Origin of the sequence: Ehrlichia ruminantium str. Welgevonden, from assembly GCF_000026005.1 — a bacterium.
Taxonomy (GTDB): domain Bacteria; phylum Pseudomonadota; class Alphaproteobacteria; order Rickettsiales; family Anaplasmataceae; genus Ehrlichia; species Ehrlichia ruminantium.
The window spans coordinates 976,594-999,142 of the sequence record NC_005295.2 but is presented as its reverse complement, the minus strand read 5'-3'; the positions used below and the strand labels follow the sequence as shown (position 1 = coordinate 999,142).

Annotated in this window: 14 protein-coding genes and 1 pseudogene; 9 read left to right on the top strand and 6 right to left on the bottom strand. The window is 26.9% G+C overall.

Features of this window, described 5'->3' with window-relative positions:
* Positions 1–1,911: 1,911 nt before the first annotated feature.
* The 4 genes from ubiA to pstB are packed head-to-tail and all read left to right on the top strand — an operon-like array spanning position 1,912 to position 4,920.
* On the top strand, positions 1,912–2,799 hold the full coding sequence (ubiA, locus tag ERUM_RS03150) for a 4-hydroxybenzoate octaprenyltransferase (protein ID WP_011155259.1): 888 nt from the start codon (positions 1,912–1,914) through the stop codon (positions 2,797–2,799).
* Positions 2,800–2,852: 53 nt separating this feature from the next.
* Entirely contained in the window at positions 2,853–3,347 is a 495-nt protein-coding gene (locus tag ERUM_RS03145; protein WP_011155258.1) for a flavin reductase family protein, read from the top strand.
* Entirely contained in the window at positions 3,344–4,138 is a 795-nt protein-coding gene (dapB, locus tag ERUM_RS03140) for a 4-hydroxy-tetrahydrodipicolinate reductase (protein WP_011155257.1), read from the top strand. The genes ERUM_RS03145 and dapB overlap by 4 nt, the downstream gene beginning before the upstream one ends.
* Positions 4,139–4,158: 20 nt before the next feature.
* The gene (gene pstB, locus ERUM_RS03135; RefSeq protein WP_011155256.1) at positions 4,159–4,920 is read left to right on the top strand and encodes a phosphate ABC transporter ATP-binding protein PstB; all 762 of its coding nucleotides are present in this window, start codon (positions 4,159–4,161) and stop codon (positions 4,918–4,920) included.
* 838 nt (positions 4,921–5,758) lie between these two features.
* Here pstB and tgt read toward each other — a convergent pair.
* Positions 5,759–6,952, bottom strand: coding sequence for a tRNA guanosine(34) transglycosylase Tgt (tgt, locus tag ERUM_RS03130; protein ID WP_044148672.1), 1,194 nt, complete (start codon positions 6,950–6,952; stop codon positions 5,759–5,761).
* A 143-nt stretch (positions 6,953–7,095) separates the two neighbouring features.
* On the opposite strand from tgt, the gene rpmF reads away from it, so the two are divergent.
* From rpmF to ERUM_RS03115, 3 genes are read left to right on the top strand one after another with little or no spacing between them, the layout of a single operon-like run.
* On the top strand, positions 7,096–7,278 hold the full coding sequence (rpmF, locus tag ERUM_RS03125; RefSeq protein ID WP_011155254.1) for a 50S ribosomal protein L32: 183 nt from the start codon (positions 7,096–7,098) through the stop codon (positions 7,276–7,278).
* A 36-nt stretch (positions 7,279–7,314) separates the two neighbouring features.
* Positions 7,315–8,325, top strand: a complete 1,011-nt coding sequence (gene plsX / locus ERUM_RS03120; RefSeq protein WP_011155253.1) for a phosphate acyltransferase PlsX — start codon at positions 7,315–7,317, stop codon at positions 8,323–8,325.
* A 16-nt stretch (positions 8,326–8,341) separates the two neighbouring features.
* Positions 8,342–9,301: a beta-ketoacyl-ACP synthase III gene (locus ERUM_RS03115; protein WP_011155252.1), complete on the top strand. Its 960-nt coding sequence runs from the start codon at positions 8,342–8,344 to the stop codon at positions 9,299–9,301.
* Between the two features lie 2,511 nt (positions 9,302–11,812).
* On the opposite strand, the gene ERUM_RS03110 is transcribed toward ERUM_RS03115, so the two are convergent.
* Positions 11,813–13,273, bottom strand: a complete 1,461-nt coding sequence (locus ERUM_RS03110) for a replicative DNA helicase (RefSeq protein ID WP_011155251.1) — start codon at positions 13,271–13,273, stop codon at positions 11,813–11,815.
* Positions 13,274–14,762: 1,489 nt separating this feature from the next.
* Entirely contained in the window at positions 14,763–15,191 is a 429-nt protein-coding gene (locus ERUM_RS03105; protein WP_011155250.1) for a hypothetical protein, read from the bottom strand.
* A gap of 159 nt (positions 15,192–15,350) precedes the next feature.
* Here ERUM_RS03105 and ERUM_RS03100 point away from each other — a divergent pair, with 159 nt between their 5' ends.
* Positions 15,351–15,770, top strand: coding sequence for a nucleoside deaminase (locus ERUM_RS03100; protein WP_044148670.1), 420 nt, complete (start codon positions 15,351–15,353; stop codon positions 15,768–15,770).
* A gap of 649 nt (positions 15,771–16,419) precedes the next feature.
* On the opposite strand, the pseudogene ERUM_RS03095 reads toward ERUM_RS03100, so the two are convergent.
* Positions 16,420–16,620, bottom strand: a pseudogene (locus tag ERUM_RS03095) (tRNA-specific adenosine deaminase); the annotation flags it as partial.
* Positions 16,621–17,442: 822 nt separating this feature from the next.
* Here ERUM_RS03095 and ERUM_RS03090 point away from each other — a divergent pair.
* Entirely contained in the window at positions 17,443–18,507 is a 1,065-nt protein-coding gene (locus ERUM_RS03090; RefSeq protein ID WP_011155248.1) for an FAD-dependent oxidoreductase, read from the top strand.
* Positions 18,508–20,218: 1,711 nt separating this feature from the next.
* Here the strand turns inward: ERUM_RS03090 and ERUM_RS03085 are convergent.
* Positions 20,219–21,172, bottom strand: a complete 954-nt coding sequence (locus ERUM_RS03085; RefSeq protein WP_011155247.1) for an FKBP-type peptidyl-prolyl cis-trans isomerase — start codon at positions 21,170–21,172, stop codon at positions 20,219–20,221.
* A 2-nt stretch (positions 21,173–21,174) separates the two neighbouring features.
* The gene (locus ERUM_RS03080; RefSeq protein ID WP_011155246.1) at positions 21,175–22,005 is read right to left on the bottom strand and encodes a polyprenyl synthetase family protein; all 831 of its coding nucleotides are present in this window, start codon (positions 22,003–22,005) and stop codon (positions 21,175–21,177) included.
* Positions 22,006–22,549 lie beyond the last annotated feature (544 nt).

The window sequence follows — 22,549 nt, the reverse complement described above, 5'->3', positions numbered from 1 at the left end:
AAGTTAGTATAAGCATTTGTTTATGATCTTTTTTTAATTTGTGAGGATGTGATTGCTGTTAATTATAAATTGTTATTGGTATGATCATATAAATCTTATTATATAATCCCTGTAACTTATTATTAAAGTTAATGTGTACGAATACACTTTTTTGAATGATTTTTTTATCTGTATAATTTGTTAATATAAGGTAATATTGTCTATATTCTATATATTAATTTATTAGCATCTAAAATTTTGTATATATGTTTACCAGTAAGTTTGTTTTGTATTTGGAACGTATTTATAAAGTATAGCGTGCAATTAGGTTACTGTAATACTATATAATTTTCTATTACAGTTGGTGTATTTATATAACTCTGTATTAGAGTAAGAACGATAAAATATTTTGTATATGATTTTCTTATCCTGGTTAATATAGATGAAGTAAGATTATGTGATGAAGTATTATGTTCCATAAAGTAATTGTGAGCTGTAGATGTTTTTGTGATTACTTTGTAAAAATGTTAAAATGTGTAGTAGTGTTTTATGTGTGTATGAGTTCTGCTATACTAGCTAGTGTATAGATGAGTGTATTTATGTAATACTGTTATTACATAGAGTTTAAGAAATTCTCTATTATGATTAATGTAAGTATATTTGTATAAGTCTATTGGTATTATAACAATATCAGTAAGGTAACTTAATATTTTCTATGTGTACTTTCTATATTACGTGATATAGGAATGAATGTGTTTTATAGTATTTGTTCTAGGTGTGTTATTAAGTAATATGTTAATTAAATATTATTAGAATCACGTTTTTGTATGTTTATGTAGGTATGACATTTTTATGTAACATGAAAGATCATATATTTTTGTTCTAAATAGTATAGGAGTATATGTAGATTGCTCAATATTACTACCTTAATTATCTATTGATAACTTGTGTAAATTGTTGAGTGAGCAAGGTTATCTTCTTAATTTTTATAGTTATCGTTAGATATTATGAGTCTATTCTTAGGAAATGTACTGATAATGTAGATCATAGTTAACAAGTTAAGTATTTTTGGGACGGATATCAATAATCATTGCAGACTTTACCACAATTCTCAGATTATTTCTGAGAATCAAGTAATATACATTAATTAATACATTATAGAGACTTATGGTATAGTTAATTATTTTTAATGAGATGATATTATTCTTAGATCGGGATTTAGAATGACTTTGAATTTATAGTTCCCATATGTTAATAGTATGGAGAATAGATAATGAGAATTAGTGATAAAAAATTACTGGGAATAATTTACTTACAATTTAATTTTGGTAGCTACTAACTTGATAATACTTACTCTTTTTAATAAGTGTACTATAAAATTATAGATGGAGAATTCATAAGTAAGTTTAAATTTGTATGTTCTGTATGTCAATAGTATTGTTTATCCTAAAAGGATTATTGGCAATGATGTGTACTGTAATAAATTATTCATAATATTATTTAAACTATGTAGATATTTAATTAATTTATTATCAACTGATTATTACAATGAGTTTGAAGGGGGTTTTGTGAGTTATTTATTATGTGGTATTTCTTGCTAAAAAATAGAATTTTGGTATTAATCCAATAATTCATACTCTAAGGTAAGTATTTGTATTCATAGATCATTAAGATATTGATTAATAAAAGAGTATTTATTTTTTATAAGTGCAACAGTTTACATTTAACTTTCTGTTTACAAGTTATGAATTTCAAATAAAAATATGAGTATATGCATTAATTGGGTTTGTTAGATTGATTATCTATTTTTTATGATATCATTTGCAAGCATAGGTTATCTAATCAAAAAGTATTTTAAAGAATAATTATATGATTTAATATACATGTATTTCTACTTTTGATAAATATATGTAGTGTGTGTAATGTTAGGAGATGTATATGTTATGTAAACTTAAGGATGTTCTTTCAGATTTTAAAGGATATTATTTTTTATTAAGATTACATAGTGTGTGGATAATTTGTTTATTAGTTTTTCCTAGTTGTACAAGTATACTTTTAGTATCTAATAATCTATTGCGTGATACTTTATATATGTTTCTATGTCTTGTAGGTTCATTCCTTATGAGATCTGCTGGTTGTATAATTAATGACATTTGTGATAGGAAAATAGATATAGCGGTTGAACGAACTAAAAGTAGACCGTTAGCTAATGGTAGTTTGAGTGTTTTTCAAGCATTAAAAGTGTTAGCAGTATTGTTACTATGTGCAAGTGTTTTACTTGTGTTTACTAATATGTATACAGTAAAAATAAGCCTTGTGACTATGGTTCTCATAATTTTATATCCACTGGCTAAAAGGTGTTTTTCTTGGCCACAATTATTATTAGGAATAGTGTTTAATAGTGGAGTATTGATGGGATGTACTATGGTTATTGGGCATTTAGCATTGAGTAGTGTTTTGCTTTATATTGGATGTATTTTTTGGACATTGGGTTACGATACTATATATGCTGCACAGGATAAAAAATATGATATGCAACTAGGTTTAAAATCTACTGCTATAGAATTTGGTGATAATATCAGGTCATGGATTAAAAGATTGTACATTATTGTTATAACAATGTGGGTATCAGCTGGTATTATTGCTGTATTGCATCCTATATTTTATCTCGCTATGCTTATTATAGCTGGGGTTTTCTATTATCAATATAAAAAATCAGATTTTGACAATCCAGGAAAATGTATGTATATGTTTAAAATCAATATATATGTAGGGATGATCTTGTTCCTGGGTGCTTTGCTTGGTAGGATTATGAGATAATGTTTGTGAAAAATTACTTTAGTTTCTTGATTGTTGTTAAGGTATATAGGTAAATGCAAGTAGGTGGTTTTTCTAAAGCTTATCTTAAGTCTTGCTTAGGTCAATTTGCTACTGGTGTAACAATTGTTACTACAGTTAGTGAAGCTGGAACTATGCACGGCATTACTGTTAATTCTTTTAATTCTGTATCATTAGCTCCACCTATGGTATTATTTTCAATTGAAAAATCTGCTTCGCGGTTTAAAGTATTTGCTACCTGTAAAAAATTTGTTGTTAATATATTAAGCTCTAAGCAAAAAGAAATATCTAAGAATTTTGCAGAGTGTGATCTTCAAAATTGGGAAGATTTTCAATATGATATTATGGATGGGGTTCCAATGATTAGTGGTTGTATCTCTTATATATACTGTATCAAAAAATATGTGTATGATGGTGGGGATCATAAAATTATAATTGGTCAAGTCATAGATTGTTCTAAATTAGATAGTAAAGATAGTCCTTTAGTATATTATAGAGGACAGTATATGGCTATAGGTGATCCATTATGAATAAAGTGAAAGTAGGGATAGTTGGTTGTTTAGGTAGGCAGGGTAGGCATTTGGTGAGTGAAATATCTGCAAGTGATATTGCTGAGGTAAGTGCAGGACTTGTTCGTATAGGCAGTGAATATGTTGGTAAGGTATTAGGTGTCGTTATTGGATGTAATTGTGATGCGAAAATTACTGATTCTTTAGAGCATCTTTTTGATGTTTCAGATGTTGTCATAGAATTTACTAATCCTAATACCATGATAGAATGTATGAAAATGGCTGAACTAAAAAAGAAACCTATGGTAAGTGGTACTACTGGAATAAGTGAAGATATGGTTTTTCAAGATTATATTAAGAGTGTACCTTTTTTGTGGAGTGCTAACTTAAGTTTTAGTATGAATATACTGTTAAAATTAGTTGAGGATGCTACAAGAATGTTGTCTGGTTATGATGTAGAAATATGGGAAATACATCATAGGTATAAAAAGGATTCTCCATCTGGTACATCTTTGATGTTGGGAAAAGCTGCAGCAAGGGGTATGAATGTTCAATTTAGGATGAATCAGTATATAAAAGGTGGTCAGGAAAGTAGACAAGATAATAAGAGTATAGGATATGCTGTGTCTAGAGGTGGGGTAGGACTTAGTGATCATAAAATTATCTTTGCTGGTGATGAGGATGTTATAGAATTTAGTCATAGAGCTACGAATAAAAATGTTTATGCAAAAGGCGCTCTAAAGGCAGCTTTATGGTTAATAGGACAACCTTGTGGTATATATACAATGTCAGATATGATGGTGACACAGTAATTATTTTGGTATAATAAGGTATGTCGATAGAGATTCATGCTTCAGCTAAAAATTTGAATTTATGGTATGATAGTAACCAAGTTTTACATAATATCAGTTTAGACATATATAAAAGAGAAGTTACTGCTTTTATAGGTCCTTCAGGATGTGGTAAATCTACGTTTCTTCGATGTTTTAATCGTATGAATGATTTTGTGTCGAATTGTAAAATCAAAGGTGAATTGATAATTGAGAATATAGATGTTTGCTCTGTTAATACAAATGTAGTACTTTTACGTGCCAAGGTTGGTATGGTATTTCAAAAACCTAATCCTTTTCCTAAATCTATATATGATAATGTTGCATATGGGCCGAAGTTACATGGATTAGCTAAGAATAAGAAAAAATTAGATGAAATAGTTGAAAAAAGTTTAACTAGTGTTGGTTTATGGGAAGAATTGTCTGATAGGTTAAAGGATAATGCTTTTGAGTTATCAGGTGGGCAGCAGCAACGTTTGTGTATAGCACGTGCTATTGCTGTGAAACCAACAATGTTATTAATGGATGAACCATGTTCTGCTCTCGATCCTTTTGCTACTAGTGTTATTGAAAATCTTATACAAAACTTAAAAAAGAATTTTACCATTATTGTAGTTACTCATTCTATGAAACAAGCACGTAAAGTATCTGATAAAGTAGCATTTTTTGAGTCTGGTAAGTTGATAGAATATAATACTACTGATGAAATATTTAAAAACCCACAGTCAAGTAAAACGAAAAGATATATAGTAGATCATTTATAACATTTTTTTTTATAAGAAATACTACAAGTTATAGCAATGAATTTTATATTGTATTTAATATAGGCAATAATTGCTAATTTGGTTAGGAGATTTATGATAGTGTAAGGTACTATGTAATTAGTATATTACTAAATAAGATGTTTTGAAACTCACACTTGAGATAAAGTTAGGGTATATACTTGCCATAATTTTTATTAATGTAAGAAAGAACATAACATGTTTTAGTAAGTATATGTTTATTTAGCTATGAGCAGTGGTAAGTGATTTTAGAAAGATTCTTAATAGTGTATTAATTTGAAAATATTAGGTTTTTATGAGTATGTATTTCTATTAAGTAATTACTGATTAAAATTTTTCAAATGTAATTAATTAAAGTAAATATATTGTATAATTAATCATTTATTATAGTTTTTATTGATGTAAGAAATAACGTAACAAGTTGTTTTAATAAGAATATATTTGTTTAGCTATGAGTAGTGGTAAGTTATTTGAGAAAGATGTATATTTGAAAATACTAGGTTTTTACGAATTTGTATTTCTATATAAAATTGTTGGTTAAAATTTTTCAAATGTAATCAATTAAAGTACAATATATTGTATAATTAATCATTTATTATAGTTTTTATTGATGTAAGAAATAATGTAACAAGTTGTGTTAATAAGAATATATTTGTTTAGCTATGAGCAGTGGTAAGTGATTTTAGAAAGATTCTTAATAGTGTATTAATTTGAAAATATTAGGTTTTTATGAGTATGTATTTCTATTAAGTAATTACTGATTAAAATTTTTTAAATGTAATCAATTAAAGTACAATATATTGTATAATCAATATTTATCTTATGATGTTACCACCCATTTTTTTTGTTCTATATCTAGTGTGTTATTCAATATAGATTCTCTAATGGCACTCATTAGATTGTTCATAAAGTATATGTTATGTATTGTAAGTAAACTATGAGCCAGTATTTCTTGTGCTTTTAGGAGATGGTGTATATATCCTCGTGAATGATGAGAACATGTAAAACATTTACAATCTGCTTCTATAGGGTTTGTATCTATCTTAAATCTTTCATTTCGTAAATTAATATATTCTTTAGTAGCATTTTCTTCATTTCTATATTGTACTTTTATTAATGCTCCACCATGTCTAGCTAATCTTGTAGGGTAGACACAATCAAAAGTATCTATTCCTGATTTTACTCCTTGGAAAATATCATTAATATTACCTATACCTAGGAGATGTATGGGACGATCTCTATTTAATTTTTCTGATGTAAAAGAAACAATATCGTACATTTGTTGTTTACAATTTCCTAGTGAACCACCTATTGCATGTCCAAAAAATGGGGTATTATTGATGAAGTTACAGCTTTCTCGTCTTAAATCTTCATAAATTCCTCCTTGAATTATTCCATATAATGCTTGGGAATTATCATTGATTTTTTTAAACTCATTGATGCATCTAATAGCCCAACGGTTACTCATGTACATTGAATTTTTTGTGTAATCATAGCTTATGTGAAATGGTGTACATTCATCTAGTACTACAACGAGATCTGCTCCTAGTTTGTGTTGAATCTGTATAGATTTTTCAGGAGTTAAGTGGTATATGTTACCATTAATATAGGATTTAAAGATAGCACCTTCTTCATTAATTGATATTAAAGTTTTAGATTTATGTGGTCTTCCTGCACTTTTTATTTCTTGTGATACTGATCCATACCCTAAGCTGAAGATTTGATATCCACCTGAATCTGTAAGTATTGGTCTATCCCATCCCGTAATTTTATGTAGCCCACCTAATTTTTTTATAATATCTTCTCCAGGTTGTAACATTAAATGATAAGTATTAGATAATATTATCTGTGTATTAGATTCTTTTACTTTTGAAATATCAACAGCTTTTACAGCTGCTTTTGTTGCACAAAATATAAATGCTGGAGTATTAATTACTCCATGGGGTGTGTGTATCATACATAATCTTGCATTATTATGTTGATGTTTTACTTTAAATTGGAAATTTTTATACATGAACAATGTAAAAATTTAATACTTTAAGTAATGTTTAAGTTATTTTATAAATTTTTACTAGAGTTTAGTTGAAAAATATTTGCTAATTTATGTTTTTTCACTGATAATGTACCCTGGTGTTTTAAATTGTGGAGTTTATATTAATGGCTGTACCAAAAAGAAAAAAGTCAAAGTCACGTCGTAATATGCACCGTTCACATTGTAAATTGAAAGTTCCTAATATTGGAATTGATAAAACAACTGGAGAATATAAGTTATCTCATCATATATGTTTAGGTGGGTACTATAATGGTAAGCAAATAGTGGAAGTTGATAGTAATATATAATTGTTTTGATACTGATTAATATTGGGAAATATACAGATGAGCACGATATCAATTGCAGTAGACGCTATGGGTGGAGATTTTGCCCCAGAAGCAGTAGTAGGTGGGTTGAATTTTGCTTTGATGAATTTATTGGTAGATCACAATATATCTTTTAATATATATGGAAAAGAGGATTGTGTATTACCTGTGCTAGATAAGTATAAAGCAGTACGTGATAATAGTGTCTTTATTAATACTTCAGATGTTGTGCTGGCAAATGATAAGCCATCTTTTGCTCTAAGAAAACGTAAGTCTTCTAGTATGTGGTGTGCAATTGATAGTATAAAAACTGGTACTTCATCTGGTGTAGTATCTTGTGGTAATACTGGAGCTTTAATGGCGATATCACGTTTTGTATTAGGTACTCTTCCTAATATTGATCGTCCTGCTATTTGTACTAAAGTTCCTTCTAAATTTCAGGATTTTGTATTATTAGATTTAGGTGCTAATATTGAGTGTAATGCAAATTCTTTGTTCCAGTTTGCAATTATGGGTGGTGCTTTTGCAAAAGCTGTACTAAATATACCTAATCCTAAAGTTGCATTGCTTAATGTTGGACAAGAAGAAATTAAAGGTACTGGTGTAATTAGAGAAGCATTTTCCTTATTAAAAGAAGTTGAAGGTAAAATAAATTTTTGTGGTTATGTTGAGCCTAAAGATATGGTAGATGGTAAGGTAGATGTTGTTGTAACTGATGGGTTTTGTGGTAATGTTGTATTAAAAGTGTCTGAATCTATCGCAAGTACTATTGCTTCAATTTTTAAAGAGTCAATTTCTGAATCTATAGTAGCTAAATTTGCAGGGTTACTACTTAAACCAAGATTGATAAAAAATTTTAGCAAGTTTGATCCCAAGCTACATAATGGGGCAATGTTTTTAGGATTGAATGGTGTAGTAGTAAAAAGTCATGGGAATTCTGATGAATTAGCTTTTGCTAATGCTGTAAAAGTAGTTGTCAATGCTGTAATTCATGATATTAATGCTAAGATTGTTCATGAGTTGAATTAAAGATAGTGTTATTTAAATGAGAAGTTCTAGGATATTGGGAATAGGTTCTTATTTACCTAAAAGTTTGGTAACAAATGATGATCTTGCTTGTACTGTTGCAACGAGTGATGAATGGATAGTCAAAAGGACTGGTATTAGACAGAGATATATTGCTGCAGATGATCAAATGACATCAGATATGGCTGTAGAGGCAGCAAAACTTGCTTTGAATGATTCAGGTATTAATAAACAGGATGTTGATTTAATTGTTGTTGCTACTACTACACCAGATAGGACGTTTCCTAGTTGTGCTACTATAGTTCAGTCTAAGTTGGAGTGTAAGAATGCTTTTGCGTTTGATATTCAGGCTGTTTGTTCTGGATTCATATATGCTATGGCTATTGCTGATAATTTTATAAAATCTGGTCAGGTTAATGTGTCACTTGTAATAGGGGCTGAAGTAATGTCTAGAATTTTAGATTGGAAGGATAGGTCTACATGTGTATTATTTGGTGATGGTGCAGGTGCAGTTGTTTTAAGTAATAATTCTGCACGAAATACTGGTGTTATATCTACTATTTTGTATTCTGATGGAACTCTTCATAATTTATTGTATACAAGTGGTGGTACAGCATACAATGGTGTTGCAGGTACAATATGTATGAATGGTACAGTTGTGTTTGAACATGCAATTGAAAAATTAAGTGCTTCTATAGTTGAAATTCTAAATAAAAATAATTTGAGCATAGATGAGGTTAACTGGTTTGTGTTGCATCAAGCTAATATTCGTATCATTGAATTAGTAGCAAGAAGATTAAAAATACCTTCTGAGAAAATGGTAATTAGTATTAATCAACATGCTAACACATCTGCAGCTTCAATACCATTAGCATTATCTTATGCAAAAAATTCAGGAAAGTTAAAACAAGATGATCTTGTTGTTTTGGCAGCAATAGGTGCTGGTATTACTTGGGGTGTATGTTTAGTGAGAATGTAGTATTATATAAATTCTATTACTCTAATGACAAGACTAGATCGTATGTAAAAAATGAAAAATTCAAGTTATGTGTTATAAATAGTAAGTATTATTAGTATTATTTAGGAAAGTGTTTAGCTAAAGTGTAATACATACAAGATTTTTGTTATTCTAATTGTAAGGTTGACATATCCAAGAGGTGAAAGAGATTCAAGCTATGTGTTTTATATGATAAATTATGAGCATATTTATCTGGAGTGTAATACATTTAATAAGATCTTTTGTTCTGCTAAATACAAAACTACCAAGTAGTGTATCTCTATAATGTTTTTTTATATACAGTTTATAGTATTGATTTTTAGTAATATATAATAATTTGGATAATATGTATTTTTTGTAAAATTTCTATTTTAAAATAGTTTAAAAGTAGTAGATAAGGATTAATTATACTTAAACATGGTTCATGTTATTATAGGAGTATAATGTGCAATTGAAATATGTTTATATATAATAGTGCATCTTAAAACTTGTATATATAGTAAGTTTTCTATTAATAAATATTATATGTAGTTTAGCATATCTAATTTGTCAATGTTTATCCTGCATGTTATACAGAAAGTTTGGTGCTCTGGTAACAGTAAAGAGCAAGTAGGAAATTATGTGGAAATATTAAATCAAATGTATTAAGTAGTCTGGATTATAAATATAATAATTTACAATATTATTTATTAAAATTTGTTATTATGTGTGTAAAACATGTATGTCAATAAAAGTTTTATAATACTCGTTTAGTGTTTATGATTGTGCATGATTATATTATAAGAATAAAAGGTAATTTTGTTAATTAGTAGTAATAAAAAACTATTAAAAGATTGTTTATAGAAAACTATATTGCAACGTATTAAATATTAATTGTCCAGAAATAAAAAATACTTTTATCTAAATTATCTTATGTGTGTTTATTGTTTTATATGAGGAATAGTAGTTCCATTTACAATTGTAAAACTTTTTAGATTATGTATCAATCTCTAATATTGCACTTTGTAGTATAGTTTTTATTTTATATTCTTCAGTGAGTAGTTTACAGTTTCTTACTATATTGCGTTATTGTAAAATTATTTAATAAAATTTTCAGCATATTTGGTTTATTGAATAATATTTTTGTCATTGACATTTAGATTAATATATTACAGTAAAACTATTTTATATAGTTTTGACATACATATCTTTAGCTATTAAATAGTAGTAATTATAATAAGACAGTAGTTGAAGTGTAATATTTGCTATATTCTATTTATGGTAACGAATTTAATAAAAGTGTATAAGTATGGCTATATAGTCTGCTAGATTAATATATTGCAGTAAAGCTATTTTATATAGTTTTGACATACATATCTTTAGCTATTAAATAGTAGTAATTATAATAAGACAGTAGTTGAAGTGTAATATTTGCTATATTCTATTTATGGTAACGAATTTAATAAAAGTGTATAAGTATGGCTATATAGTCTGCTAGATTAATATATTGCAGTAAAGCTATTTTATATAGTTTTGACATACATATCTTTAGCTATTAAATAGTAGTAATTATAATAAGACAGTAGTTGAAGTGTAATATTTGCTGTATTCTATTTATGGTAACGAATTTAATAAAAGTGTATAAGTATAGGCTATATAGTCTGCTGGTTTTTAAGAATAGTGTATCTGTAGGGTTGTACGTTTTAGAGTATAATTTGTGGTCTATATTCTTTATAGTTTAGTATTTCTCTTGTATCTTATGTTATTGTAAATTGGTTTTAGTCAATATATCTATTCTAGTATTTAAACTAGTGTTATAACATGTGATCTTAATATTTTGTATTTCGTTTATTTTGAAGTAATAGTGATATAGATTTATTTAGTCAATCATTTTGGATATTCTATGATATATATGACTATATTCTATCAATATGTATAAATATGTAGTTACTTTTTTTATTAATGGATATGAAAAAGAACTGTTAAAAAATAGTGCATCTTATAGTGTAATTTGTGCTTTATATTATCTATTTGTATAAAAAAATAATTCAAGTATTCTGTTATGTCTTATGTATTATAAAGTTATTTAGGAGAGCTTCTATATTAATTTAAATTTATTTTAGTAATATATCTATGTTAAAACTTCAAGTAGTATTTTATAGTAAACTGTACTTATGATGTAACTTTGAAATGCAAATCTTCATTTATTCTGCTAGTACTACTTACCATTAGCTTGTTGCAATAGTTTAATTCATAACATAGTGTATGATAAGTAAATTATGTAAAAGTGTATAAGTTTTGTTAGATGGTGTATTTCTTGTTATGTGAAATGTGGAAAATGAATATTTACAAATTGTGCATTTATCATATATATAGTTACACTTTGTAGTGTACTTTTTAGTTTATTTGTAATGTTTTTTCTTATACTACTATGTTTGTAATGTTAAGAAATGTATAGTTTTATTATTAAGTTTATTTTTTTATTAAAATAATTGAAAAACTGCTGTTTGGAGATCATACATTAAAATCTGCAGGATTGTATTTTGCAGTATAGTTCTTGAATCTACCTTTTTCTGCTTCAAAAAATAGTTTTATGTTTCCTATTGGGCCATTTCTCTGCTTTGAAATTAACACATCTGCAACATTACTTATTGAATTCATTTTTTCTTGCCATGCAATGTGCTTAGTTGTCCCTTCTGCAGGTTGTTTTCTAAGTTCATAGTATTCTTCTCTATATAAAAACATTACAATATCTGCATCTTGTTCTATACTTCCAGAGTCTCGTAGATCTGAAAGCTGAGGTTTTTTATCATCACGTTGTTCAACTAACCTAGATAACTGAGATAGTGCTACTACTGGTATATTTAGTTCTTTTGCTATAGCTTTAAGTCCTTGTGTGACTTCAGAAACTTCTTGTACTCTATTTTCTCCGCTGCGCTTAGTAGTTCCTTTTACTAATTGTAGGTAATCTATGAAGACAGCTCCTAAATTATACAATTGGTGCATTCTTCTAATTCTTGTTCTTAAACTACTTATTGAGAGGCTAGATGTATCATCAATAATTAATGGTAAATTACATACTTTTGTACTTGCATCAATAACCTTATTGAGCTCTTCCCCACTAATTTTACCAGACAATGCCTTATATGAACTAACCTCTGATTCAATAGCTATTACTCTCGATGCTAATTGTTCAGCTGACATTTCTAATGAGAAAAAACCGATGTGCATTCCATTATATTGATCTTTACTGTGTAGAAGTTTACATGCATTTAATGCCATGTTTAATGCTAAAGCTGTTTTTCCCATAGATGGACGTGCTGCTAGAATAATTAGATCAGATTTTTGTAGTCCATTTAATAACTGATCTAAATCACGTAATCCTACAGATATTCCTTGTAGAGTACCTTCATTGCTTTTTGCAAATTCTATTCTTTTGGTAATGTTTTCTATTAGAAATGCGAGTTTATTGTAAGTGTTATCTGATTTTCCTTGGTTACTTAGTAAAAACAGTTTTTGGGCTGCATTTTCTATTTGATACACAGCAGGATTATCAATATCATAGTTGTAAGCATTAGTAATCATATCTTGCCCAAATGATATTAGACATCTTCTTAAGTAAGCATCAACTACTATATTTGCTATATTTTTAATATCAAAAATAATACTTGCTTTTGTTGCTATTTTTGCCAGGTATTCAACTCCTCCGGATTCAGTTAGCGCTTCATCATTATCAAAAAACATTTTTAAACTCAACTCATTAGCAATTAGTCCACGTTTGTTGATTTTGAAAATTTGTTCAAAGATACGACGATGCAATGGGTCAAAAAAAACTTCGCTTGTGATTAAATCTCCAACTGCATCACAAACTCTATTATCACGTAACATAGCTCCAAGCAATATTTGCTCAGCTTCAATATTGCACGGAAGTTCAGATATTAATCTTTCTAAGTTTTTATTGGTGTTTGCTTTCAAAACTAAAATACCATCTTATTATTTATGCCTATTATAAACCAAGATAGAAATCTAATACTACTAATTTTAATTATGTACTATTTATAACTTTTCTGTATTTATTAGTGAAAAGTTGAACTTATATTTGTGCTAGATGGTATCATGTTATTCAAAATTACTTACCTATAGCACATTTTTTATTGGTATTTATAGTGGTATTCCTAAGTACTGATAAAATTGTGTAATGTTAACAAGTGATTAGATTTATGCTGAATTATCAGTGTATGTACTTTCTTGATAACTCGACATACAGTACTTGCGAAACCTACTAAACAAACTTCTATAATAGCATATGGAACAGATTAAATGTTGCTACTGTTACACTTTTCTAATTTTAGTTATTTATGAGTAACTAATTAAGTAATATGTATATTAAGTTATATTATTGAAAGTTATCAATAAGTTGAACATTGAGGAATTGAAGACAGATAGTGGGTATGTAATAATAAACTTTTTCTTATTTAGCTAAGAATCTGATTGTAATGTTAAAGTTGCTACAATATTTTAATATTATCTGATATCAGATGGTTTTAAAGTAACAAGTTATATAATGTAAATTATTAAATTGTCTTATTGAAAATAATATAATCAAGATGGGTAGGTATTACCTATTAATATATTATAAGTTGGGTATAAAAAGCAACTAAGTATTGTTAATTACATAAAAGAGGATTTATCGTTTTATTTAAATATAAGTTTGTAATAATGCAAAATGGTATAATTTTTCTAATTACAGTGGCTTATAAATATTTAGTAAAATATATGTAGATTATCGATTTGTCTTATTGAAAATAATATAATCAAGATAGGTAGGTATTACCTATTAATATATTATAAGTTGGGTATAAAAAGCAACTAAGTATTGTTAATTACATAAAAGAAGATCTATCGTTTTATTTAGATATAAGTTTATAATAATGCAAAATGGTATAATTTTTCCAATTACAGTGGCTTATAAATATTTAGTAAAATATATGTAGATTATCAATTTGTCTTATTGAAAATAATATAATCAAGATGGGTAGGTATTACCTGTTAATATATTATAAGTTGGGTATAAAAAGCAACTAAGTATTGTTAATTACATAAAAGAAGATTTATCGTTTTATTTAGATATAAGTTTATAATAATGCAAAATGGTATAATTTTTCCAATTACAGTGGCTTATAAATGTTTAGTAAAATATGTGTAGATTTATAGATTTGTCTTATTGAAAATTAAGGTTAAAATTGATCTATTGAGTATTATGTACAAGTGATAGATAGAATAGTACATTTTAGATTATTATATGAAAGTAGGTTTTTTATTTATATTGCGGTAAAAAGTAGTAATTGCATTAGTGTGCTTTTGGTATTATTAATGTATGATTAATTACAATAGCTGTTTATGACTTATGAGTCATATATTAAAGCCAGTAAACTTTTATTTATACTAGGGTTTAATTAATGCCTTATTTCGATCTTCCTTTATGTTTTCCTTGAGATAAAGATTTCATACTTACAAACATCTGCCAAAATCCAGTTTGATTCTCATCAAATTTTAAACCAGCAAATCTTTGTAGCTTTTCTGACATAACAAGCCTAGTCCATTGACCAATAGGTTCCATGATTGATACGATTTTCACTTGATTTTTGTATTCCTGGAGATGATCTTGAGCAATATATTGATGTAGCATCTGATGCTTAATGATCTCTTTTTGTTTCTTTTCTATGTATAACTTATATTTTTCTTCATCTGTTAATTTATCTTCATAGTCATCATCAGTAAATATTTTGATGATAAATCTATGTACAGAATTGTTATACAGGTTGAATAGTGCTATACAGATGCCTAAGGCTCCTAAAGCTATAACTAACCATGTAAGAACATCAAAATACATAGGTGCACATAATTATAACAAACTTAATACATTATATCATAATATAATAAAAATAGTAAGCTCTATTGAAAAAATAAAATACATATATATTAAGAAATGGTTTTTATTGTATAATCATAATTTTAATTCACGATAAATTCAGTGTTTAATTACTCATACATGAGATTAGCTATTGGTAAAGCACAGGAAGATTGTTTGGAGGTACCAGTTGGTGCAGTAATAGTGTATAATGGTAAAGTAATATCTTGTCAAAACAACTCAAATGTAAAGAACTGTGATCCTACTGCACATGCAGAAATTCTATCTATAAGGCATGCTTGTATTGTATTGTCTACTCATATATTAAACCAATGTGATATGTATGTAACTTTAGAACCATGTGCAATGTGTGCTCAAGCAATATCCTTTGCGAGAATACGTAGATTGTATTTTGGAGCATATAATAAAAAATATGGTGGTGTTGAAAATGGTGCTAGAGTTTTTCACTTCTGTCATAGTGTTCCAGAGGTATATGGAGGAATATTAGAAGAAGAAAATATTAGGCTGATGACTAACTTTTTTAGAAGACTTAGGGAATAGTATATTGTTATGTTAGTTATAATGGTTGTACCTATTAGGTTATATTTATTTGCCTAGTAAAGTAAAGCTTGATGAGTTGAATCTTCAAAAATATGGGATTGTAATATGGTGCTGGAGGTTTATTATTTCTAAAAGACATGTATATTACAAGCTTATTATAAATTGTTTGATATTTATAAATATATATCAGCTAACTAGTTTGTATGCTTTATGTATATGTTATTAAAATTAGTTATAAGTATTATTTAAGCTAAAAATAATTTATACTTATAAACTTATTACTGCAACGAGGAATACTTGATAATCTGATATAGTTCGATAAAGGTAAGTTTGAATATAACTTATAAAGATTGTTGAACTGACTATTTGTAACAAATACTATGATGATTTGGTATTGTGTAATATAGTGAAATTTTCCTAATAGTTTTTATAAGTATTATAATATTAAATGAAATACAAGTTAATTGTTATAATATACATGGTAAGCAAGTAATATTACAAACATATTACTGATAATAAGTTCTGTTGTTTATACATTATAAAAATATTGTATAACAATAAAAATTCTCTGCAATGTAATGTATATATGTAACAATGCCAAATTAAGTCATATTTGTCTTGTATATAGTGGTAAAAGTAGCATGAAAATTTATACTACTAAGGCAGAGTTAGTTATCAATTTCATATTTTCTTCTTTTAATATTCCTCCATATACCTCTGGAATACTATGACAGAAGTGAAAAACTCTAGCACCGTTTTCAACACCACCATATTTTTTATTATATACTCCAAAATACAATCTATGTATTCTCGCAAAAGATATTGCTTGAGCACACATTGCACATGGTTCTGATATAATTAATTATATTGTTTATATCATACAACTTTGTATAATAGTTATGGTATGTGAAAATCTTCTAAGTATGCAATAGTGTTGACGGATACATGATTGAGATATAGATGCTATAGTTGTCCTTATTATTTAGTAATACTAGTATAACATAGAAGTATTTTACAACCTAATTGTTCAGAATTGTAAGGGGGGGGGGGGCATTTCAAATTAATATACTAACTATTTGTAAGATAATCAGTATTACAAAGTTATCAGTTAATGTTTACAGCTTACATACTAAGTTTAACAATATTAGCTCTGTGAATCTTTAGATAGTATCATGTAAAATATTAAATGTGTTTTTATGCTATTAATGAAGAAGTTATATATATAATTTTAAAACAATCATAGTTACTAGGTATTAGTTATAAAAAGAATTCTTAGATGGTGTTTTATGTTATTAGTTTGTATTCTTGTAAGAAGTATTTTTTATAAGATATGCTAGTAAAGCTATATAGTAATGAAGATTAATATATTATTATAAAAACTGAACATAAGTATCATAATATAGGTATTATAGGTTTGTGAAAACTGTATAATAAGTGCTTTTTTGATATTAATGTTAAAGTCACATTTATATTGAATTAGGTGAATGTATTAAATGTGAAATTTAGATATTGTTATGATTTAGGTGTTTTTTTATTGGTTTTCTAAATTATTCTGTTGGATTTGTTGGTTGATAATGATTGACTCTACATGCTGTTTATAATTAAATCGAATGTTTTATTACGAAATTATGTAATTTTAAATTTTTATTTATTTTTTAATATATGAATTTATATGAATAAAAAAGCTGCTGTTGTAGGTGCGGGATTATTAGGTAGGCTGTTGGCATTAAGATTATTACAAGATGGTTGGCAAGTTACCTTATTTGATAAGTTTGGTAAAAATGATAGGAAAAGTTGTGGTGCTATTGCTGCTGGTATGTTAGGGTTGTATTCAGAATTAGAAAAAATGGAGGAAGTTGTTTTTGAATTAGGTATTAGGTCATTGAATTTGTGGCCAAACATTATTAAAAGTTTAGTAGGGAATACTTTTTTTACAATGTCTGGTAGTATTATTGTAGCTCATAGAAATGATATGTCGGAACTTGAAAGGTCTATGATGTTCATCAAAAGAAAGTTGAAGATTAATCATTTGAAAATTATGGGTGAACAAGAATTGAAATTATTGGAACCTGAACTTTTGTTTCCTTATGGTATATATTTACCATGGGAAGGTCATATTGATACTTCAGGGCTATTTCAGAATATAATGCACACTTTAGCAAAATATAACATTCAGTGGTATGAACATACTTGTGTAAGTAAAATTGTTGATAAGTATGTAATTTTAGAAAATGGTACAGAGTATAAGTTTGAATTTATTTTTGATTGTAGAGGGATAGGAGCAAAGGATGATTTACCTGGTTTAAGAGCAGTGAGAGGTGAAATAATGGTATTATATGCTCCACAGGTAAGTTTTAATAGGCCTATAAGAATGGTACATCCTAAGTATAGTGTATATATAGTACCTAGACCAGGTTTTCGTTTTGTTGTTGGAGCTACTGAAATAGAAAGTGAAGATATGTCTGAAGTATCAGTACAATCTGTATTAGAATTATTGTCTTCAGCTTATTCAGTACATAAAGGTTTTGCTGAAGCGAGGATTATAGAAATGTCAAAAAATTGTAGAGCAGCATTTCTTGATAATTTACCACGAATATATGTTAATGGTAATATAATTAGTATTAATGGTTTGTATAGGCATGGTTATTTATTAGCTCCTTCTCTGATAGAGGAGGTTATGTTTTTACTGAATGGATCTTCGAAGAATAATCTATCAATTGTTAGTGTACTAAACTAAATGTAATATAATATTACTTGTCAAGTTTTTTTCAGTATTGCAGTTAGTAAGGATGGTAATGCTCAAATGTGATAAACTATATGAAGTATTGGTACGTTAATTAATGATAATATGATGTATATTAAATTGTATTGGTTGTGAACTTAAGGATAATAGTAGTCAGCAAGTAATAAGAGATAGCTATGAATAGATCTTTAACAGTTATACTTCAAGATGACATGCTAAATTATATAGCATTTTTTAGTGTTTATATTATTAAGAAAATAGTAGTTAAAGATAATAAGTAAGATAGTATTTTCCTAGATAATCATGTTAAAATGTCTACAATGTTTAATATTAAGTGTGTCTTTATAATATTATGACTAGTAATACTTAAAGTTATGTTCAATAGATAAGTAAATTACTATTAATAAAGATTCCTGTAGGTATTTTATGCTACATAGATTATCAGGGAATAGTTGTCAATTGCTAATACATTAAGCAGATTTTTATATGGCATATAATTGTCAAATGTCTTAAATACTTCATTACTTCAGAATAGTAATAATTAAGGTTATAGAAGAGATAAAGTTTTGTTAAATTAGGCATTTTATGCTTGCATATATTATGAGAGAATAATCCATCAATTGCTAATACATTAAGCAGATTTTTATATGGCATATAATTGTCAAATGTCTTAAATACTTCATTACTTCAGAATAGTAATAATTAAGGTTATAGAAGAGATAAAGTTTTGTTAAATTAGGCATTTTATGCTTGCATATATTATGAGAGGATAATCGATCAATTGCTAATACATTAAGCAGATTTTTATGTGGTATATAATTGTCAAATGTCTTAAATACTTCATTACTTCATAATAGTAATAATTAAGGTTATAGAAGAGATAAAGTTTTGTTAAATTAGGCATTTTATGCTTGCATATATTATCAGGGAATAGTTGTCAATTGCTAATACATTAAGCAGATTTTTATATGGCATATAATTGTCAGATATCTTAAATACTTCATTACTTCAGAATAGTAATAATTAAGGTTATAGAAGAGATAAAGTTTTGTTAAATAGGCATTTATGCTTGCATATATTATGAGAGAATAATCGATCGATTGCTAATACATTAAGCAGATTTTTATATGATATATAATTGTCAAATGTCTTAAATACTTCAGTTACTTAAAAATGGTAATAGTTAAGGTTATAGAAGAGGTTAAATTTTATTAAATAGATCTTTAAGTTAATACTTTTTCAGTCATTAACATGTTAAATTAATATTATATAATATACACTTAGCAGGTTCTATGGATTTGTTAGTGTGGGGTGGTAATATATGAGTTAAGATTTGTATTAGTATAAGGATATTGAATCTTATTAAGATGAATTAGGAAATAAAAGATTAGTATATATTTGTTTTATTAAAGTTGGTTAGTTTTTATATTATTACAATAACAAGTTGATTTATTTATAGAGACATTTATTGTGAGTAAGCTATTTGGTGTTTTATAGTTTTGTGTTATTTTTATGAAATAGCTGGTTTTATAAAGTTGACACAAGTTATTATGAATTTAAGTATTGATTGTGTAAATGTGTGTTATTTTACTATATCAATATATTAGTAGATTTCTATAATATTAGTGTAGTATTGTTGATTGTAATTTATTTGATATAATAACGTTATTTTTAGCTTTTTTATGTGGCTATACAGATAATCACCTTAAGATTGGCTGGGCTTTGCGTTTTTTTGTATAGGTTGTGGTTGATTAATGTAGGTAATATCAATTAGTTTTATTTTATATTCATCAAAATTGTCAGGTTTGTCAAAATTAGTCAAAAGTTCTAATGGTGCAATAATATGTCTGACCATGTCTTGTCTCATATTAATTACACCTAGCTCTATTGCAAGAGGGACTTCATTTTTTCCAATAGTAAATTTTAATTCTTGATCTTGTAGTATTGTATTACCGTTTAGTTCACGTACGTCGTACTTTATACTTACAGTATCTCCACAACGAAATTTGTTCACAATGCCTTCATAGCTTTCAATAATACTACTAAATATGAGTAAGTTATTAATTGAGTCAGGATATGTTGAATTAACAGATACTAATTTTATATAGTATTGCTCTTTTGGTATCCCTTTTTGATCTGTTAATATAACAATGCGTTCACCTCCTTCTTTCATACCATCTATTGCATAGTTTATTTCTTTAATAATGCTATCTCCTAGTTTGAATTGTATTTCTTGTAATGTATTTTTTAATACTTCACTCAATATTTCCTTACTATTATCAGTATATGAAAATTTGTATATTATTGCTGAAATGTTTTGTCCACATAATGCTGTTTTTCCAGATCCTTTAATATAATCATGTTGTGTAAATAAATCTTCAATTATAGTTTTACGTTTTATTTGTGATAAGTATTCTGCCAATCCGTTTTCTTTTATGTAGTGATCAATGCGAGATTCAATAATTGGTCTAAGTAACTTGTATCCTAGATTATATGTAAAACTATTAGGAAAACTAATGTGATATGGTTTACTATTATCAATGTGTTCCTTATCAGACATTATTTTTATGAATAGTGGTTCAAATATTTTTCCTATAGTTATTAAAACTACTATAATTAAACAAACATATAATAACTTATGTAGTACTTTCTTCATCATTATTATAAATTTCTTATAAACTCAGCTAGGTTATTTAAAATATTTGCTTTATTTGAGAAAATAGCTAAATATTCTATAGATTTATCTACTATCGACCTTATGTAATTTTCAGTATCTTCCTTGCTTAATATATTGAGAATATTATTTTTAGATATATCTTTGCATATGTCTGCTATATCATCTTTAATCTGAAAGGCAAATCCTAGATTTAATCCATAATTTTTTAGAGAATTAAGTTCTGTATCTGAAGCACCACCAAGTATTCCTCCTACTTCACATGCTGCAGAGAATAGACATGCTGTTTTTAGTGTATGCATAGTCTTTATATCATTAATATCCTTAGCAATTGTTTCAGTGTCGAGTACTTGTCCTTTAATCATTCCTTGGTATCCTATGGCCTGTGTTAATACCTGTATAATACGACAACGTATATACGGTGATTCATTTATTGTGGATAATACTTCAAATGCTAAAGTTAATAGTGCATCACCAGTTAATATTGCAATTGCTTCAGTAAACTTTTTGTGAGAACTTAATTGTCCTCTACGTGTATCTTCATTGTCCATACCTGGTAAATCGTCGTGTATTAAAGAATAAACATGTATGAGTTCAATCGCAACGCTAACAGGTAATGTTCTGTCTATATTCACATTAAATATTTGTGCAGATGCGTTGACTAAGAAAGGACGTATATATTTTCCAGGAGTGAAAAGAGAATATTTCATTGATGCTAAAAGTATATCATCATGATCAGCTTTAGGTAAGATATTGTACAGTTCTTTAGTAAATAACCTACTGTAATTTTCCATTAAATGTGATATATTATAAAACAATACTAATCCTAAAGTTACTTCTTCGAAATTTTTAAGATTATAGAAATTTCATGGATAATATGCAATGTTATTTATGAATATTTCACTACGAAATTTGTAATACTTGTATTATCAACGAGATGTACCATGTTGGTTGTCTTGTTTTTATTAGTACTTAATAATGTTAATCTCATATAATCAAATAGCTTAATCCTATAGTATGGATTATCTAATATTTGAACCAAATTTATATTTAAGAATATGTATTCTATAATAAGTGGTAATAAATGAAATAATAATAAGATTACAAATCCATTGTAAAATAATAATATGTGTAATTTTAGATGTATTATTCTGGATAATAAGGTATTTGCTTATTGTTTATTTGAGATAGATCTATTTTTCAATAGAAGCGTTAGTTATAGATTATTATAAATAGCAGTTTTTAATGTATGTGAGCTTATGTTTAAAATCAGTTATAAATGTTTAATATATAATTTTATTAAAAGAATTATTATAGATACTTAGTGATTTTTTGTATGTTGAGTAGTTTTAGATCAATTTT